Source organism: Neomegalonema sp. (genome assembly GCF_028688855.1).
Taxonomy (GTDB): Bacteria; Pseudomonadota; Alphaproteobacteria; order Rhodobacterales; family Rhodobacteraceae; genus Neomegalonema.
In genome coordinates this window covers 74,092-92,015 of the sequence record NZ_JAQTXI010000011.1, presented here as the reverse complement: position 1 = coordinate 92,015, position 17,924 = coordinate 74,092, and the positions used below count along the sequence as shown (strand labels likewise).

Below are 17,924 nucleotides of genomic sequence, written 5' to 3'. Positions count from 1 at the left end.
TCGGAGAGGAATGCTCGGCCATGGCTCAAGATCCGAAGAAGAGTTCGGTGAGGACGTAATTCGTCGCGAGGATCAGCGCCGAGGCGCCCACCACCGCGTTGGTGGCCGCCCGGCCCACGCCCTGGGCGCCGCGTCCGGCGTTGAAGCCGTGATAGCAGCCCATCAGCGTGATGACCGCTCCGAAGACCGCCGCCTTCACAAGGCCCGAAACCACGTCCATCCATTGAAAGGCGGCGATGGTCGCCTGAAGATAGGCGTCGGGCTGGAAGCCCAGACGCCGCACGCCCACCAGATAGCCGCCGAAGATCCCCAGCGAATCCGCCACGAGAATCAGCAGAGGCATGGTCAGGATCCCCGCCGCCAGACGCGGCGCCGTCAGATAACGCATGGGGTCGGTCGAGAGGGTGCGCAGGGCGTCGATCTGCTCGCTGACCCGCATGGCGCCGATCTCGGCCGCCAGAGCCGCCGAGACCCGCCCCGCCACCATCAGGGCCCCGAGCACCGGGCCCAGCTCGCGCAGGATGCCGATCTCGACGATGGAGGGGACCACCTGCTCGGCGTTGAAGCGGGCGCCGCCCATGTAGATCTGGAGCGCCAGGGCCGCGCCCGTGAAGACCGCCGTGAAGCCCACCACCGGCAACGAGAAATACCCGATCCTCAGCGCCTGACGCCAGAATTCGCGCAGATGCCAGGGCGGCGCGAAGAGTCGCCAGAAGGCCCCGAAGGCGAAGAGCGAAAATCGCCCCACTCCGGCGCAGAGCGCCAGCACGGGCCGTCCGAGGGCGGCGAGAAAGGCGAGGATCGGGGTCACGGGCCGGCCTCCTTGCAGGCTTCGCGGCGAAAGCGGAGGCTTCGCGGCTCCGGCCCGCCGGCGAGGCCGGAGGCGGAAGAGGAAGCGAAGGAGCAGGCGCGCGGCGAAATCATGTCAGGCGCATAGCTTGCAAGGCTCCGGAGGGCAACCGTCAAAACGCGCGCAGGACGCCTCGACGCGGCGGGAGAGGCGTTCAGGATACGGAGAACGGCGCGTCCCGAAGGCGCCTCCTGAGCGTCACCGCGGCGGAAAAGGCGCGAAGCCCCGACGCTCCAGCCTCGTCGGGCCATTGCGGTCGGACTGTTCTTCGGGAATCCTGCCCCTGATCTCGTCATAGAGCCTGTCCGCCGCCTCCGGCGCGACCTCCAGACAGAGATTCCGCTCGCCCTCCCTCCCCCACCACGCCAGACGCGCGCCCTCGACGCCAGGGGCCTCTTCGACGAAGGCCAGAATCTCGCTATAGAGCTTCCCGTCGATCCCCGTCGAATGGCTCCCGAAGACCACGAGGAGATCGCAATCCTCGATCCACAAGGACGGGGCCCCGTCATGGTGGTGGCCGAGATCCTCGATCTCCACCCGAGGCGCCTGCGCCTCCTCCGCCTGCGGAATCTGCGCCTCTGCGCCGCCCTGCGGAAGGAGGAGAGCCGCTCCGCCCATGAACAAGGCGATCCACGTCGGAAGATGTCTTCTCCGCATCATGTCTCCGGATTCGCAGGAGGTGCGTCGAGGGCCGCGCCCCATTCGGCTTCGGCCTCGGGATCAGGGTCGGGGGCGCGCGTCGCCGCCAGAGCCGCGAACTCCGGCCGCGGCAGAAGCTGCGCCAGAGCCCAGATCGCCGCGCCGCGCGTCACGGGGTCGGAATCGGCGAGGCGCTCGCGGACGAGGGGAATCAGCCCCTCCAGCCCGGAATTCCCCGCCGCGATCAGCACGTTGCGCAGGAAACGCCCCCGCCCGATCCGCTTGATGGGCGATTTCGCGAAGATCTCGCGGAAATCCTCGTCGCTCTCGATCTGGAGGAAATGCGCCAGCATGGGGCGTTGCAGCATCACGCCGCGATAGGCCATCTCATGGGCGGCCTTCGCATATTTGTTCCAGGGGCAGACCGCGAGGCAATCGTCGCATCCGTAGATCCGGTTTCCGATGGGCTTTCGGAACTCATGGGGAATCGGACCCTTGTGCTCGATGGTGAGGTAGGAGACGCAACGTCGGGCGTCGAGGCGGAAGGGGGCGGGAAAGGCTCCGGTCGGGCAGGCGTCGAGGCATTTCTTGCAGGAGCCGCAGGAGCCTTTCGTCGGGGCGTCGGGCGGCAGGGGCGTCGAGGTGTAGATGGCCGCGAGGAAGGTCCAGGAGCCCGCCTTGCGGCTGACGAGATTGGTGTGTTTCCCCTGCCACCCCAGACCCGCCGCCGCCGCGAGCGGCTTCTCCATCACCGGGGCGGTGTCCACGAAGACCTTGACCGCCTCGCCGGTGGTCTCGGCCAGCCAGCGCGCGAGGCGCTTGATCTTCTTCTTGACGACGTCGTGGTAGTCCTCGCCCTGGGCGTAGGTCGCGACGCCGCCGCATTCCGGAGATTTCAGCACCTTCAGAGGATCATGGCCGGGGCCGGGGCCGTAGTTCTCGGCCAGCATGATCACCGAACGGACCTCCGGCCAGAGTTCGCGGGGGTCCGAACGCTGGCCCGCGCGCTCCTTCATCCAGAGCATGTCGCCCTGAGCCTCGCCCTCCAGCCATCGGCGCAGACGCTCCGGCGCCTCGGGGATGGCGTCGGGGGCGCAGATTCCGAAATCCGCGAAGCCCTCGGCCTCGGCCCGACTCTTCAGCTCCGCCTTGAGGGCCTCAAGGGCGGCGGGATCCTGGGCGAAGGCCGGGCTGAGAGCGTCCATGATCAGAAATCCAGATCGGCGTAGCGCGGCTGCGGGGGGATTCCCGGCAGGGCGTCGGCGAGCAGACTCCGGAAGCTCGGGCGCGACTTGATCCGCATGTACCAGAGCTTGGCGGCTTCGTTATGGCTCCAGGGCACCGCCCCGAGGTAATCCAGACAGGACAGATGCGCCGCCCCCGCCAGATCGGCGAAGCTCAGCGCCTCGCCCGCCAGATAGCGGCGCCGGTCGGCCAGCCAGCCGACGTAATCCAGATGATGCCGCAGATTGGCCGAGCCGATCCGCAGGCGCTCGGAGTTCGGCGGCCCCTCGCCCTTGAGCCGCTTGAACAGCCGCTCGTGAGTCAGGGGCGCGGTGACCTCGCGGGCGAACTTGCCGTCGAACCAGGCCGCGAGCCGCCGGGCCTCGGCGCGGCCCGCCGGATCGAGCGGCAGGAGCGGAATCTCGGGCCAGGCCTCTTCGAGATGTTCGAGGATCGCGGCGGAATCCACGGCCACGAGCCCGTCGGGCTCCACGAGGACCGGAGTCTCGGCGGCGGGATTCAGCATGAGGAAATCGGGACGCCGCTCCCAGCCGCGCTCCTCGATCAGATCGCAGGTCAGACGCTTCTCCGCCAGAGCGAGGCGGACCTTGCGGCAGGGCGCCGAGAGAGGAAAGCTGTAGAGCTTGCGCATCAGGCTGGCGTCGGCTCCCTCTTGACCGCCTCCGGAAGGCTCGCGCCCCGGCCATGCGGCGAAGGTGAAAGACTTATGCGTCGAAGTTACGAGCATATACGCCTTTTCGCAGGTGCGGCAAGAGCAGGAGCGCCGCAGCGCGCCTTGCGCCGCAACGGTGCGGAAGGACGTCGTCCTTCAGGACAGGCCGCTCGCGGAGGCCCGCCCTTCAGCCCAGAGCTTCGGCGATCTCGGCCTGAACGGCTTCGGCGGCGGCGCGAGGATCCGCGGCGGCCCAGACCGGGCGCCCGACCACCAGATGATCCGCCCCCGCCGCGAGCGCCGCCGCCGGAGTCGCCACACGCTTCTGATCGCCGTGGTCCGCGCCCGTCGGACGCACTCCCGGCGTGACGATCAGCTTGCCCGCCGCCTCCGGCAGAGCCCGCAGCCGGGCGGCCTCATGGGGCGAGGCGATCAGCCCGTCGGCGCCCGCCGCGAAGGCCCGGCGCGCGCGCTCGACCACCAGATCCTCCAGATCCCCGGCGCGAATCAGCATGGAGTCGAGGTCCGCCCGGTCGAGGCTGGTCAGGATGGTCACCGCGAGGATCTTCACGGCCGATCCGCCCCGCCCTTCGGCGGCCGCCCGCACCACCGGAGGATCCGCATGGACGGTCAGGAAATCCGGCGCGATCCCCCGCGCGAGGCTCCGGACGGCGGCCTCCACCGTGGCGCCGATGTCGAAGAGCTTGAGGTCGAGGAAGACGCGCCCGCCTTCGGCCTTGATCTCGCGGGCGAAGTCGAGTCCGCCCTGGGCCAGCGAACCGAGCCCCACCTTGTAGAAGCTCGCCGCCGGACCGAGCGTCCTGCGCAGAAGCCGCGAACGCTCCAGTTCGGGCGCGTCCAGCGCGACGATGAGGCGCTGGCGCGCGGGAACCGGAACGGGGAGCGAGACGGCGGCTTGCGGCATGACGACGATCCTCTCTGGAGCTTCGGGGCGGAATCCCGGGCCCGCCCGCCGGAGCGGCGACCCGGCGCCCTCTCCCACGCCCGCGCGCCCGGGTCAACCGCCGCGCCCGCCCCGCGCGGGAGCAGGCGGCGGAGGAGGCCCCCGGGCCGGAGCTTTCCCCCGGCGCCTGACTTGAACCGCGTAAGAAATTAAGCCTCCCGAAAGACCTCCGACGCATTGTCTACGCTGTTTCAGAGGGGGGCGGGCCAGAGCCTGAACGCCCGGCTTTTCATAATCCTTGGCGACAAGGTCTCCACATGCGCTGTCCGAATCTCTTCGCCTCCATCTCCGTACGCGGTCTGGCCTTCGCGCTGTTCTCCGGGCTTCTGGTCTGCGCGGGCGGCGTCTCCGGCGCCCGGGCGCAAGCCGCCTCCGGCGGCGGCTGGGGCCCCGTCGGCGACTGGGCCTCCACCTCCCCCGACGGAGGCACGCGAATCGTCAATCAGGCGGTGGTGGTCTACGAGGACGCCAACGGCCAGGAACGCAGCGTCACCACCAACGAGGTGGCTCTGGTGGTGCAGTCGGTCCATACGGGCCGCCTGAGCAAGAACCAGACGCGCATGATCGTTCCCGGCGGCGAGACGCGCTTCGTCCATCGTCTGGAGAACGTCGGCAACGCCACGACGCCCTTCTGCGTCTCCGCCGAGAGCAGCGGCACGATGAACCTGAGCCGCATCCGGATCTATCTCGACCGCAATTACGACCTCCTGCTCGATTCCGGCGACGAGCTGCTCTTCGAGCGCAACGGTCCGGGCGGAGTCCTGGCTCCGGGCGTGGTCCGGCTGGAGCGCAACGAAGGCGCGAATCTCATCCTCGTCGCCGAGACCCATCCCGGGGCGCCCATGACCGGCGCCTACGCCAACCTCCAGCTGAAGGCCCAGACCGCCACGCCGGTCGCCCTCGTCTGTCAGCCGAACCTCGTCTTCACCCCGACCTCCGGCGTCTTCGACGTCAACACCGACCAGATCTTCATGGTGGACAGCCCCATCCCGGAGCTGGTGAAGACCTCGGAATGGATCTCCAACGGCCCCGGCCTCGCCGACGACCAGATCCGCTACAGCCTCACCCTGACGAACCGCGGCCAGCAGATCCTCGAGGACATGCACATCGACGAGCTGCCCGACGGCCAGTGGACCTACGTCCCCGGCTCGGTCGTCGTCGATCCGCCGACCATCCCCGTCCGTGCGCCCCTCGACGTCTCCGGCGATCCTCTGGATCCGGGCGGCCTCTATCTCGGCGGCGCGGGCCATGACCTCGCCCCCGGGGCGACGGTCAGGGTCAGCTTCCTCGCGACTCCGCCCGTCGGATATGTGCGCGGGACGAAGATCCACAACGAGGCGAAGGTCATCGGCGTCGATCCCCAGAACGGCGGCTACGTCGTGGAGACCTCGAACGTCACCATCGACGCGGCGCCCCCCGAACGCGCCGTCACGCTGCGCGACACGGGCGCGGACGCCGATCCCGCCCTCAACGACGGCGGCGACGACGACGGCCTCCAGAACGGCGCGCAACTCGTCTCGCAGATCTCGGTGGGCGAATCGGCGCGCTTCGAGCTGATCGCCGCGAACGCCTCCACCGAACCCGAGTTCCTGCGGATCCGGGTGGATCCGGCGAGCGCTCCGGCGGGCTTTCCGCCCGGAACGATCTTCCGGCTCTATCGCGCCGACGGCGTCACGCCGCTTTCGGACAGCGACGGAGACGGCTGGCACGATCTCGGCGTGACGGCCGTGGGCGGCCTGCGCCGGGTGGTGGTCATGGCGCGTCCGCCGCATGACGTGGCGGTCGCCATCGGCCCTTATGAGGCCGTGGCTCAGGTCCATCTCGATTCGGCGCCCTCCGTGACGGCCTCGGCGCGTCTGGTCCTGGGCGAGATCCGGTTCGGCCGGCTCGACATCGCCGTGAACGCGGGCCCCGCCTTCAACGACGGCGGCGCCGTGAACCAGGATCCCGCCGACTCGGCCGCCGCCCTCGTGACCGGGCGTCCCGGCGAGACCGTGAACCAGGCGCTGATTCTCGCCAACGAAGGCTCGGTGAGCGAAGACGGCGTGCTGGAGGTCTGGCTCGACGAGGCCATGACCATGATGCTCCCCGAGGACTGGATCGTGCGGACCACCGTCTCGGCGACGGATCAGACGGCGCTTCCGCACGCCGGGCCCCTCACGCCCGCCGCCCCCTCGACGCCGGGCGGCGTCGCGAGCTTCAACCTCTCCATGGCGATTCCTCCGGACGCGGCTCCGGGCCTGCGCAGCTTCTACGTCTCGGCGCGGGGCGGCGGCTCGAACGGACAGGACGTGGTGCGGATCGATCTGGAGGTGCTGCGGGTCGTCGACGGGCTGCGGATCTCGCCCGACCGCAGCGGCTCGGCGGCGCCCTGCGGCGTGGCGACCTATCTGCACAAGGTGGAGAACCTCGGCACGACGCCGATCTCCGTGCGGCTCCGGCTGCTCGACCAGACCGCCTTCACCTCGGTGATCGAGCTGCCGGTGGGGCCCTCCGGCCAGGAGCCGACCGAATTCCTGCCCATGCACGACCTGCCCCCGCTCTTCATGACCACCGGCGCGACCTATTCCGTCTACAGCGTGGCCGCAGGGGCCTGGATCACCCGCTCCCTCTACTGGAACGGCATGAGCGTCCCGCTGGTCGTGGAGCTGCATCCGGGCGACTGGACTCTGGTGCGGCTGCGGGTCTTCGCGCCCTGCTCGGCGCCCGAAGGGGCCCGAGACGTCGCGACGCTCATCGCCGAATCGTTGATCGGCCCCTATTCCAGCAGCGTCCAGGACACGACCGTCGTCGGCCCGACGACCCTGACCCTGGAGAAGGCGGGCGCGCCGGACATGAACTGCGACGGGACGCCCGACGCGCCCTTCGCGACCGGCGGCGTCTTCGCTCCGCCCCAGGCCTGCGTGATCTGGCGCCTGACGGCCTCCAATCTCGGCGCGCAGTCCATCTGCGCCGTGCGGCTGGAGGACGAGGCGCCGGAATTCACCCTTTTGCAAGGTTCTCCGCATATCGTCAGCCAACCCCCGCCGGGCGGCGGATCCTGCCTGATTTCGGGCGCGACCATCGCGTGCGACGTCGGCGCCCCTCTCGACATCGACGGCGACCTGATCCCCGAGAACTACTGTCTGCGGCCCGGCCAGAGCGCGGAAGTGCGCTTCACGGTCCGCATCCAGTGACGGGCGTCCGGGATCGTCGCCTTCCTCCGCCCACAAGCGCGGGCCATCTCCCCCGGCGCCCCCCGCCGCATCCGAGTGAATGAGGTTCGAACCATGTCCCTCCCCGTGCTTCTCCGTCCGGCCGCCTTCGCCGCGGCGCTGGCCTTCGCCCCGTCCGCCTTCGCCCAGCCGGCGGAGCCGCTGGTCTCCTCGCTGACCGCGATGGTCGTCTCCCGGGACGCGCTCGGCCAGGAGATCCTGGCCCCGGTCGCCGAGGCGGCGCCGGGCGACGTGGTGGAGTATCAGATCAACTACACCAACGTGTCTCCGGCCTCGATCTCGGGCGTGGTGATCACCGGCCCGATCCCCGACAGCATGAGCTACGTGGCGGACTCGGCCCTGGCCCCCGGCGGCGACCGTCTCGAGGTCAGCATCGACAACGGCGAGAGCTGGGAGCGCGAGCCGGTGCGCCGCCTGCGTCAGGACGCCCAGGGCCGCACCGTCGAGGTGGTCGTGCCCGCCGCCGAATACACCCATGTCCGCTGGGTGGACGCCGCTCCGATCCATCCGAGCCAGTCCATCCAGTACAAGTACCGCGCCCGCGTGAACTGATCCTCCAGACGGCGCAGGTCTGGAGAAGAGGACAAGATCTCGTCCGGATCCTGCGCCGGAACGATCTCCATTCTTGAATATCCTGATGGGGAGGCCTCGCCCGAGGTCTTCCCTTCTTTCGTTTCATTCTTCCTGACGCCGGGGAAACCGATCTTTCGAGAGCGGGATATCGATCTCGGATTATCAAAGTTTCAATCCTCTTCTTCGTAAAATCCGCCCACATGGAGACTGCGTCGCGAAACGCGCGGCTCCATGGGCCGAGAGCCGTTCCGGCTCTCCAGAGGCCAACCACAATAAAGGGTCGGAAGATGACGCCAATTCGCATCAAGCCGGGCGTGCGCGCCTTGGCGTTGACGACGACGGCGTTCATCGCTCTGGCGGGCGTCGCGCAAGAAGCGCACGCCGCCACTGCGGCGAACACCGTGATTCGCAACCAGGCCACCGCCACCTATCAGGATGCGGGCGGCAACAGCTATCAGGCGCAGTCGAACATCGCGGAGCTGACCGTCCAGCAGGTCTACGACGCGACCATCTCGCAGGACCGCAGCAAGACCGGCGCCGCCGGACAGACGGTCTACTCCTCGCACACCCTGACCAACCAGGGCAACGGCGAGGCCTGGTACCGCATCTCGGTGGCCAACGTCACCGGCGACAGCGGCGACTTCACCGCCCTCCAGGTCTTCCGCGACCTCAACGGCAACGGCGTCGCCGACGCGGGCGAGCCGGTCCTGGCCTCGGGCGCCGGAACGACCAGCCTCGTCCGCCTGAACGGCGCCGAAGCGGCCCAGCTGCTGATCGCGGCCCAGCTGCCCAACGGCGCGGCGGCGGCCGCCGGATACGCCTCGGTGATCACCGCGGCCCCCGTCGACGCGGCGGGCGCGACGGGCTCCTTCGGCGTGGTGCGCGACACCACTCCGGCGGGCCAGACCAACGCCTATTCCGACGCGACCCCGACCACTCTGGGCGCCAACCACCTGCTCGTGACCGTCACCTCCGACGCCGTGCTTGAGGTGACCAAGGCCGCCGTCATCAACACGGCGACCGGCGAGATCGCCTACACCGTCACGGTGCGCAACACCGGCGGCCGCGCCGCGACCGACGTCCGCATCTTCGACGCCCTGCCCGACGGCGTGACCCTGGTCGGCGGCAGCATCGTCTCGACCGGCTTCGGCGGCAACGCCGGCGACGTCGCGGCGGTCGCGGTGGCCAACATCGACGAAACCACCTACGGCCAGGACTACAACAACGACGGCGACGTCGTCGACGCGGCTCTGGTCGGCGTCGAAGGCCGCGACGCCCTGCTTCCGGCGGGCGCCTCGGTCCAGCTGACCTTCCGCGTCACCTACAATCCGGCGACCGTCGTCGCGGGCACCCAGATCATCAACACCGCCTACGCCGCCGGCGATCTCGACGGCGTTCCGGGCGAAGAGGATCCCGTCCCCTCGAACCCGGCTCAGGTCGAGGCCGCTCCGGTCCGCGCCCTGACCCTCGTGGACACCGGCGTCAACGGCGCGAACGGCGTGAACGACGGCGGCGACGACGACAACGCGTCCGACGGCGTGCAGCTGGTCGACACGGCTCCGCTCGGCGCGACGGTGATCTTCAAGAACATCGTCACCAACACCGGCAACTCGCCCGACCGCTTCAATCTGAGCGTTCCGGCGGGCCACAGCTTCCCGGCGGGCACGCTCTTCTCCTTCTGGAACGAGAACGGCTCCGTCCAGCTTCTCGACACCAACGGCGACGGCGTTCCCAACACCCCGACTCTGGCCGTGGGCGCTCCCTACACCTTCCAGGTGCGCGCGATCCTGCCGCAGACGGCCACGCTGACTCCGGGCACGCCCTATGACGCGTCCACCGTCGCGACCTCCGTCGGCGACGCGACCAGATCCGCGACGGTGATCAACCGTCTGGGCGAGATCACCGCCGCCGGCGTCGACCTCGCCAACAGCAATCCGGGCGTCTGGAACGCCGGGGACGCCGTCGACGCCTACAACGCGGCCGCCGCGACCGCGACCGCCACCACCACCCTGCCCGCCGCGGTCGGCGGCGTGGCCAGCTTCCCGCTGCACATCAAGAACTTCGGCGGCGTCTCCGACAGCTTCCAGCTCTATGCGGGCGGCGGCTGGTTCGCGGGCGCGGCGGTCGGCTCCCGGCTTCAGGCCCTGCCCGACGGCTGGTCGGTCCGGTTCCTGAACGCCGCGGGCCAGCAGATCACCACCACTCCGGCGGTGCAGTCCGGCGGGGTCTACTCCCTGACCGCCGTCGTGCAGGTTCCGAGCGACTACGCTCAGGCCCTCGCCAACTACACGGCGGACTTCCGCAGCCAGACCGCCTCCGCCGACGCCTCCCTCGACGCTCTGGTCGACGGCGCCTATCCGATCTTCTTCTCGGTGCGCTCGCAGAGCACCGGCGTGTCGGACGTCAAGCTCGACGCGGTGAAGGTCTCGCCGGATCCCCGCTATCAGCTCTCGGCCGACAAGGACGAGCAGCCGATCGCGCCGGGCGCCGCCAGCCGCACCGACCACACCCTGACCAACACCGGCAACACGCCCGGCGAATACGACCTGACGGTGGCCAGCTCCGACCCCTCCTGGGGCTCGACGATCTGGGTCGACACCAACGGCGACGGCGTGCCTGACCGCGCGCTCGAGACCATCCCCGACGGCTCCCCGGTCTTCGTCCGCAATCCGGACGGCACGACCACCTCGGTGAATCTCGTCAACGGCGGCAAGGTGCCTCTGGCCCCCGGCCAGGAGATCCCGGTCTGGATCGACGTGCAGGCCCCGACCAGCGCTTCGGTCGACCAGCGCGTGACCGTCACCCTCTCGGGCACCGACGGCGCCACCACCCAGACCACCCGCGTGCCTTACCGCGTGGCCACCGGCGTTCTGCGCCTGACCAAGACCGCCGCCGTGGACGCGCTCTGCGCGGGCGTCGCTCTGGACGACCTGGGCCCTGACGGCGCCTTCACCGAGAACGCGTCCCGCGCCAACCCCGGCGACTGCGCGGTCTGGGAGATCGTCGGCGCCAACGTCGGCACCGAGCCGGTCAACACGATCGTCGTCAGCGACGCCGTGCCCGACTTCACCACCTACGTCGCCAACACCGGCCGCTTCTGCCTCGAGAACACCTCTTCGGTCTGCACCTTCGCGGCGTCGCCTCCGCTCGCCGGCTTCAACGTCTCGGGTTCGGGCGACATCACGCTCGACGCCAGCGGCCTGCTGACCGGCGGCGAACTGCTGCCCGGCCAGACCTTCCGGATCCGCTTCTCGACCCGGATCCAGTGATCCGGCCCTGAAGACAACAGGGAGGGGCGTCCGCGCCCCTCCCCCCCGGCCCGACGCTCCGCGCTGCGGCCGGCTTCATTCGTTAGGTCATTTTCAGTCTCCGCCGCCCGCCGCCGCCCCGCCCGCGTCTTCGCGGGCGAAGGCCCCCGCGCCCCGGAACTCCGGGCGGGCGGAGCATCCCCGCGCCCTTCCCCGAGCGTGGAGATCCCGCCCGCGCATCCCAGGGGCGCAGAGATCCCGAAGCGTCTCCGGACGCCGCCGTTCATGGAAAGCTCCGCCCCATGGGAATCCAAAGCCTCGCCGCCCGGACGCCTGCCCTCGCGACGCTCTTCTCATTCCGCGTCGCCTGCAGAACGGCCCTGGCCGCGTCGATCCTCCTCGGAGCCTCCCTGGCCCGGACGCCGCAGGCCTCCGCGGCCACGGCCGCGGGCACGGTGATCAGGGGGCAGGTCTTCGCCGACTACAATCATCCGGGCTCGGCCGAGCGGCTCCGCACGGCCAGCAATTTCGCCTCTCTGCGGGTGCGGGGCGTGCAGACGGGGCTTCTCGGGGAGCTCGCTCCGCTGAGCGCCATGCCCGGAGATCTCGTCGCGCTGCCCCACAGCCTGACCAACACCGGCAACATGCCCAGCTCCTACGCGCTGGGGTCTCCGGCCTTCCTGGGCGAATGGCGCCTGGAGAGCCCCTTCTTCGCCCTCGACCTCGACCGGGACGGCAAGTGGAGCGCGGGCGACCTCGTGGTGGACAGCCCCATCCGCCTGCCCGAGACCGGCGACAACTCCGTCACGATCCTGCTCGTGGGCGTCGTGCCCCGGGGCGTCCCCCTCGGCGCGACGATCCGGCCGGAGATCTCCGTCCGGATCTCCGACCCGCATCCCGACGCCACGGTCCGCGAGATCGCGTCGGTGCGGGATATGGTGACCGTCGCGCGGCCCGGCGCGGCCCGGCTGACCAAGAGCCTCGCGGCCTCCTGTTCGGCGGCGATTCCGCCGGGCGGAGAGTTCTCCATCCTGCTCGGGGCCTCCGGAATCGACCGGCTCGCGCCTCATGTCCGCGCCTTTCCGGTGGACGGCGGCTCGACGCGCGGCGCGATGATCGAGGACGTCCTTCCGCGCGAGGCCTTCCCCGTCGCTTCGGCGCCGCAGCTTTCGCTTTCGGGCTCCCATGCGCTGCTCGGCTTCGGCGAGGGCGCGGCGGTGGTCTGGCGCTCCTGGGCGGCCTGGAACGGCGTCGAGCGCCCGACCCGCATCGGCTTCTTCCTGCCGGAGGGCGTGCTGGCCTCGGGCGCCGAGGCGCGCATGACCTACCGGCTTCAGGCCCTGAGCGCCGGACGGCTCGCGAGCTTCGCCTCGACGCCCGCCGTCTTCGACGCCGAGGGAGACGGCCGCCTCGACGGCTCCTTCGACCTCTCCGGCGCGGCGCCCTGCGCGCCCGTGACGCCCGGCGCCTGCTTCGCCGAGGCGAACGGCGCCTTCGCTCTGGCGGGCTTCGAGGCTTCGGCGGTGGAGTCGGCGCTGAACCAGGCCCGGAGCGCGCTCTATTACTTCACCCCGGAAGGCGCGCCTCTGACGGGCGATTCCGAGGCCGCGCTGATCCTGCGCGCGCCCGCCGCCGCCGCTCTGGTCGACGAATTCCTGGCCGAGATCTCCGACGAATCGACCGGCGACATGATCCGCGCGCGCCTGACTCCCGTTCCCGGACGCTCCGGATATTACGCCATGGAGGAGGCCGCGCGCATCCAGCGCGAGGCGCCTTCGGGGCGCAGCCTGATCTGCCAGACGGGCGACTCCGCCTCCTGCGCCCTGCAGAGCGGCCTGCGCAGCCGTCTGACGGCGAAGATCTCCGCGGCGGGCTGTTCGGACCTGCTCCAGGTCGAGGCTCTGGTGGACAGCGGCGGCGTGACCTTCGTCGGCTCGACCCCGACGGCCGCCCGCCTGCCCGACACCGAAGTCTCCTTCTCGCGCGTCGAGACGCCGGGCGCGCCTGCGGCTCTGGCGCGGTCCTCCTCCGCCGCCTCCGGGCTGTCCGTGGTCAGCGACGCCCAGGGCCTCTTCCGTCTGCCCCAGGGCCTGCCGGTCGGCGATTACTGCGTGACCGCCGCCAAGGAGGATCACGTCTTCCCCTCTCTGGCGCTGGTGGCCTCGACGCCCTTTTCAGGGCGGGTGGTGGATCCGGCCTTCGCGCTGGGCTGCGGCCGCGACGCCGTGTTCCAGGTCGCGGCCGCGCGTCTGAGCGCCCATGGCGCCGATCTGGGCGGCCTCGACATTCCGCTCGACCTCTACGCCGCGCCCATCGTGGACCAGGGGCTGCGGGTGGAGAAGACCGTCTCCGCCTCCACGGCCCAGGTCGGCGACTTCCTGCGCTACGAGGTGAAGATCGAGAACCGCACCGGCCGCCTGCTCTCGGGGACGGTGCTGCGCGACGAGGCCTCCCGCGGACTCTCCTTCGCGCCCGGCAGCCTGCGCATCGACGGCGCCGCGCCCGCCCGGGAGGCCTGGAGCTTCGAGGCGCCCAACGCCAACCTCTTCCGTCTGGGCGAGATGGCCGCCGGAGAGACGCGCAGCGTCAGCTACGTGATGCGCGTGGGCGCGGGCGCTTCGGGCGATCTCCTCAACTCGGCCTGGGCCACAGGCCTGCGTCCGGACGCCACCCGCGTCGATTCCGCCGTCTCCCGGGCGCGCGTGAAGCTGGAGAACAAGGGCCCGATCAGCGACGAGAACTATCTCATCGGCCGCGTGGCGGTGGTCTCGGCCTGCGAGCGCCTGCCCGACCGGATCGACGCCCTCGGCCTCGATGACGCCGGACTCGGGACCCTGCGCCTGCCCCGCTCCGACGGGACCCTGGTCCGTCCGCGCGTCTGGCCTCTGGCGGGAGCGCGCGTCTGGCTGGAGACCGGCGTCTACGCCGTCACCGACGAACGCGGCTATTTCAGCCTCTACGGCGTGCAGAGCGGCCCGCATGTGGCGCGCCTCGACGGCGAGACCACCCCGCGCGGCCTCGCGCCCGCCTCTCCGCGCAGCGTGCTGTCGACGGGCGGCTGGTCGCAGTTCGTGAACCTGCGCTTCGGCGACCTCGCGCGCGCCGATTTCCACCTCGTGGCCGATTGCGCCCAGATGGAGGCGCTCTGGTCCGAGATCGCGACCGACTCCGCCCAGCCGCGCATCGAGCGCCAGCTCGACGAGGCGGTGCGCTTCGAGTCCCGGGTCCGCGACCTCGAATCCGACCTGCGCGCCCGCGCCCGCGGCGACGGCGACGTCGGACGCGGCCTGAGCGGCGATCTGCGCGCCGACTCGCCCCTGCTCGAACGCCGCGAGGCCCAGGTCGCCGAAAGCGCCCGCGAGCAGATCCCCGCCCGCGCCTCGATGCCCCGCAGCGAGGAGGCCGTCCAGAGCCTCACCGCCGAGATGGGCCGCGAAGGCCGCTGGCTCTGGCCGAAGGACGGAATCAGCCGCGACGGCCGCTTCATGGCCGCCATCCGCGCCGACGCCGAACCGACGCTCTACGTCAACGGCGTCGCGGTGCCGCAAAGCCAGCTCGGCGAGCGGCTGCGCAATCCCGCCGCCCGCGCCGAGCTGGTCGCCTGGTACGGCGTGAGCCTGACCGCCGGCCCCAACCAGATCGAGATCCGCGGCCGCGACCAGTTCGGCAACGAACGCGTCCTCGCCACGACCACGGCGAGCCGTCCGGGCGCGCCCGCGCGGCTGGCGCTGGTCTCCGACCGCTCCTCGCTGCCCGCCGACGGCGGCCGCAGCCTCGCGCAGCTGACCCTCAAGCTGACCGACGACGCCGGAATCCCGGTGGAGGGCGTCTCCTTCGCGACGCTCCACGCCGAGGACGGCGCCTGGATGACCCAGGATCTCGACGGCAAGGCGCGCGGCCTTCAGGTGCGCCTCGAAGACGGCGTGGCTCGGGTCGAACTGGCCAGCTCCGTGCGGCCGGGCCCCGTGCGCGTGACCGCCGAAAGCGACGACAAGCGCAAGGCCGAACTCGATCTGCGCTTCTCCGCCGACGAACGCCCCCTGATGGGCGTCGGCCTGCTGGCCTTCGAGGCCAATTTCGCCGGACGCGGATGGCGCATCCCCGAGAGCCTGCGCGCCATCGACGACGAGGACGATTACGGCGAGTCCTACGAGATCGGCGCGCGCGGCGCGGTCTTCCTGAAGGGCAAGATCCGCGGCGACGCCCTGCTGACCCTGCTCTACGACAGCTCGCGCACCGAGGACGACAAGCTCTTCCGCGATCTCGACCCCAACGCCTATTATCCCGTCTACGGCGACGGCTCCGTCACCGGCTACGAGGCCCAGGCCCGCAGCCCGCTCTACGTGCGCCTCGAGAAGGGCGGCTTCATGGGCATGTGGGGCGACTTCGTCACCGACGCCGAGAACGACCTCAAGCTCGGCGGCCTGCGCCGCAACCTGACCGGCGTCAACGCGACCTACGAAGGCGAGGGCTGGCGCGCCCAGGTCTTCGCCGCCCGGCCCGACGCCTCCACCCGCAGGATCGAGATCCAGGGCCTCGGCCTGGCGATGGGCTACCAGCTGCCCGGCGCGCCGATCCGCTCGGGCGCGGAGCGGCTGTCGATCATCGTGCGCGACCGGCTGAACCCCGGAATCCTGCTCTCGCGGCGCGAGGTGCGGCGCGGCTCCGACTTCACGCTGGATTACGACTCGGGCCGCCTCGACTTCTTCTCGCCGGTCCCCTCGCTCGACGACGACCTGAACCCCGTCTACATCGAGGCGATCTACGAGGGCGAGTCCGGAGGCGAGGCCTACACCGTGGCGGGCGCGCGCATCGAGCGCGAGCTGACCGAAGGCCTGCGCGTGGGCGGCGCCTGGAGCCACGTGGACGATCCCGAGGAGCGCAACCGCCTCGCGGCCGTCTACGCCGAATATCGCCCCGACGACGACGTCCGGATCCGGGCGGAAGGCGCCTGGTCGCGCAATCCCGACACCGGCGCGACCGGAACCGCCGTGCTCGTCGAGGGCGAGGCGCAGCTGGGCCGCGGATGGCGCGCGGACGGCGGCTTCGGCCGCGCCGAAGCCGATTTCCAGGGCGAAAGCGCTTCGGTCTCCTCGGGCCGCATGGAGGCGCGCGCCGGAGTCCAGGGCCCTCTGGGCGATCTGGCCGAGCTGCGGGCTCAGGGCGTCTACAGCGCCGATCTGGTCGAGGACAACTGGCGCGCCTCGGCGGAAGCGGAGCTGCGCCGCAACTTCGGGCCGGTCGAAGGGCGCCTCGGCGTCCGCCACGAACAGGCCGAGACCGGCGCGGAGCGCACCGAACAGACCTTCGTCACCACCGGCCTGCGCGCCTCGACCGACATCCTGGGACGCAGCGTCTCGGGGACTCTGGAGGCCGCCAGGGCCGTGGACACGCCCGCCTTCCGCGCGAGCGCCCGCCTCGACGTCCAGGCGACGCCCGACACCGCCTTCTACGTCAAGCACGAGTTCGCCAACGACGACGCGACCGTCACCGGCCCCGAGGGAGACGGCTATCTCAGCCTGGCCGACGCCTTCAGCCAGGGCCGCACCGTCGTCGGCGTGGAGAACGACTGGCGTCCCGACACCCGCGTCTATTCGGAGACCCGCCTCACCGGATCGCGCGACGGACGCGGCGTCGAGAACGCCGTGGGTCTGCGCGGCGACTACGCCCTGGCCGAGAAGCTGACCCTCCAGGCTCAGGGCGAGCACGTCCGCGCCTTCGCCGGAGACGGCCCGGATTCGGCGGCCCTCTCGCTGGCGCTGCGCGACGAGCGCAGCCAGGCGATGAGCCGCGCCCTGCGTCTGGAGAGCCGCGTCCAGGACAAGGACTGGACCTTCGGCGCCACGGCGGCGCTGGTCGGCCGCGCCACCGAGGAGCTGACCCTCTTTTCGGCCGCGCGCTACGAAGGCCGTCTGCCCGACACCGGCTTCAGCAGCCATCGGGCGCATGTGCGGCTCGGCCTGGCCTTCCGCCCGACCAACAACCGCACCCATGTGCTGGCCTATTACGAAGCCGAATACGAACGCACGGCCTCCGCGCTGCGCGAGGACAGCCTGAACCACATCCTCGCGGCGCACATCAACACGCAGGCGACCGACAGACTGCAAGTCTCGGGCCGCCTGGGCCTGCGCTTCACCGACCAGCGCTTCGACGGCGCGCGCTACCGCAGCGAGGTCGGGCTCGCGGACGTCCGGGTGCTCTACGGCCTGACCGACCGCTTCGCCCTGGAGGGCCGGGGCGGCGCCCTGACCGCCGGATGGGGCGCAAGCACGAGCTGGTCGGGCGGGCTCGGCTTCAACTACGCGGCCACGGAGAACGTCGAATTCGGCGTGGGCTACAACTTCAGCGGCTTCCGCGAAGAGGATCTGGATCCTCAGGGCTACAACCGCGAAGGCGTCTACATGCGCGTCAACATCAAGTTCGACGAGGATCTGTTCAACTGGCTCGCGGCGCCCTGAAGAGGCCCGGCCTCGGAGATTTCGCGTCCCGAAACGGTTCGACCTTCGAAAAACCGCCCCAGAACGACCCGTCCGGCCTC

The 17,924-nt window shown here is 70.7% G+C and carries 9 protein-coding genes; 4 read left to right on the top strand and 5 right to left on the bottom strand.

Annotated elements, in window-relative coordinates; all coding sequences use genetic code 11:
• Positions 1-25: 25 nt before the first annotated feature.
• From PHN62_RS10160 to pyrF, 5 genes are all read right to left on the bottom strand, one after another.
• A complete protein-coding gene (locus PHN62_RS10160; RefSeq protein WP_300149930.1) occupies positions 26-811 on the bottom strand; it encodes an ABC transporter permease in 786 nt (261 codons plus the stop codon).
• Positions 812-1,048: 237 nt separating this feature from the next.
• Positions 1,049-1,510, bottom strand: coding sequence for a hypothetical protein (locus tag PHN62_RS10155; RefSeq protein ID WP_300149927.1), 462 nt, complete (start codon positions 1,508-1,510; stop codon positions 1,049-1,051).
• Positions 1,507-2,694: a tRNA epoxyqueuosine(34) reductase QueG gene (gene queG / locus PHN62_RS10150; protein WP_300149926.1), complete on the bottom strand. Its 1,188-nt coding sequence runs from the start codon at positions 2,692-2,694 to the stop codon at positions 1,507-1,509. Before queG ends, PHN62_RS10155 begins: the two co-directional genes overlap by 4 nt.
• Before the next feature lie 2 nt (positions 2,695-2,696).
• The gene (locus PHN62_RS10145) at positions 2,697-3,365 is read right to left on the bottom strand and encodes a glutathione S-transferase family protein (protein ID WP_300149924.1); all 669 of its coding nucleotides are present in this window, start codon (positions 3,363-3,365) and stop codon (positions 2,697-2,699) included.
• Positions 3,366-3,573: 208 nt separating this feature from the next.
• A complete protein-coding gene (gene pyrF / locus PHN62_RS10140) occupies positions 3,574-4,311 on the bottom strand; it encodes an orotidine-5'-phosphate decarboxylase (RefSeq protein WP_300149922.1) in 738 nt (245 codons plus the stop codon).
• 296 nt (positions 4,312-4,607) lie between these two features.
• On the opposite strand from pyrF, the gene PHN62_RS10135 reads away from it, so the two are divergent.
• The 4 genes from PHN62_RS10135 to PHN62_RS10120 all read left to right on the top strand — a co-directional run bounded on the left by PHN62_RS10135 (position 4,608) and on the right by PHN62_RS10120 (position 17,844).
• Positions 4,608-7,526 (top strand): hypothetical protein, encoded by a 2,919-nt coding sequence (locus PHN62_RS10135; protein WP_300149921.1) that lies wholly within the window; start codon positions 4,608-4,610, stop codon positions 7,524-7,526.
• Positions 7,527-7,619: 93 nt separating this feature from the next.
• Positions 7,620-8,117: a hypothetical protein gene (locus PHN62_RS10130; RefSeq protein ID WP_300149918.1), complete on the top strand. Its 498-nt coding sequence runs from the start codon at positions 7,620-7,622 to the stop codon at positions 8,115-8,117.
• 308 nt (positions 8,118-8,425) lie between these two features.
• Positions 8,426-11,407 carry a hypothetical protein gene (locus PHN62_RS10125; protein WP_300149915.1) on the top strand — a complete coding sequence of 994 codons (2,982 nt, stop codon included), beginning with the start codon at positions 8,426-8,428 and terminating at the stop codon, positions 11,405-11,407.
• Between the two features lie 281 nt (positions 11,408-11,688).
• Positions 11,689-17,844, top strand: coding sequence for a hypothetical protein (locus tag PHN62_RS10120; RefSeq protein WP_300149913.1), 6,156 nt, complete (start codon positions 11,689-11,691; stop codon positions 17,842-17,844).
• Positions 17,845-17,924 lie beyond the last annotated feature (80 nt).

Bases quoted from the DNA above. Each gene is read 5' to 3' on its own strand.
- PHN62_RS10155 (WP_300149927.1), bottom strand. From the start codon at position 1,510: ATGATGCGGAGAAGACATCTTCCGACGTGGATCGCCTTGTTCATGGGC.
- queG (WP_300149926.1), bottom strand. From the start codon at position 2,694: ATGGACGCTCTCAGCCCGGCCTTCGCCCAGGATCCCGCCGCCCTTGAG.
- PHN62_RS10145 (WP_300149924.1), bottom strand. From the start codon at position 3,365: ATGCGCAAGCTCTACAGCTTTCCTCTCTCGGCGCCCTGCCGCAAGGTC.
- pyrF (WP_300149922.1), bottom strand. From the start codon at position 4,311: ATGCCGCAAGCCGCCGTCTCGCTCCCCGTTCCGGTTCCCGCGCGCCAG.
- PHN62_RS10135 (WP_300149921.1), top strand. From the start codon at position 4,608: ATGCGCTGTCCGAATCTCTTCGCCTCCATCTCCGTACGCGGTCTGGCC.
- PHN62_RS10130 (WP_300149918.1), top strand. From the start codon at position 7,620: ATGTCCCTCCCCGTGCTTCTCCGTCCGGCCGCCTTCGCCGCGGCGCTG.
- PHN62_RS10125 (WP_300149915.1), top strand. From the start codon at position 8,426: ATGACGCCAATTCGCATCAAGCCGGGCGTGCGCGCCTTGGCGTTGACG.
- PHN62_RS10120 (WP_300149913.1), top strand. From the start codon at position 11,689: ATGGGAATCCAAAGCCTCGCCGCCCGGACGCCTGCCCTCGCGACGCTC.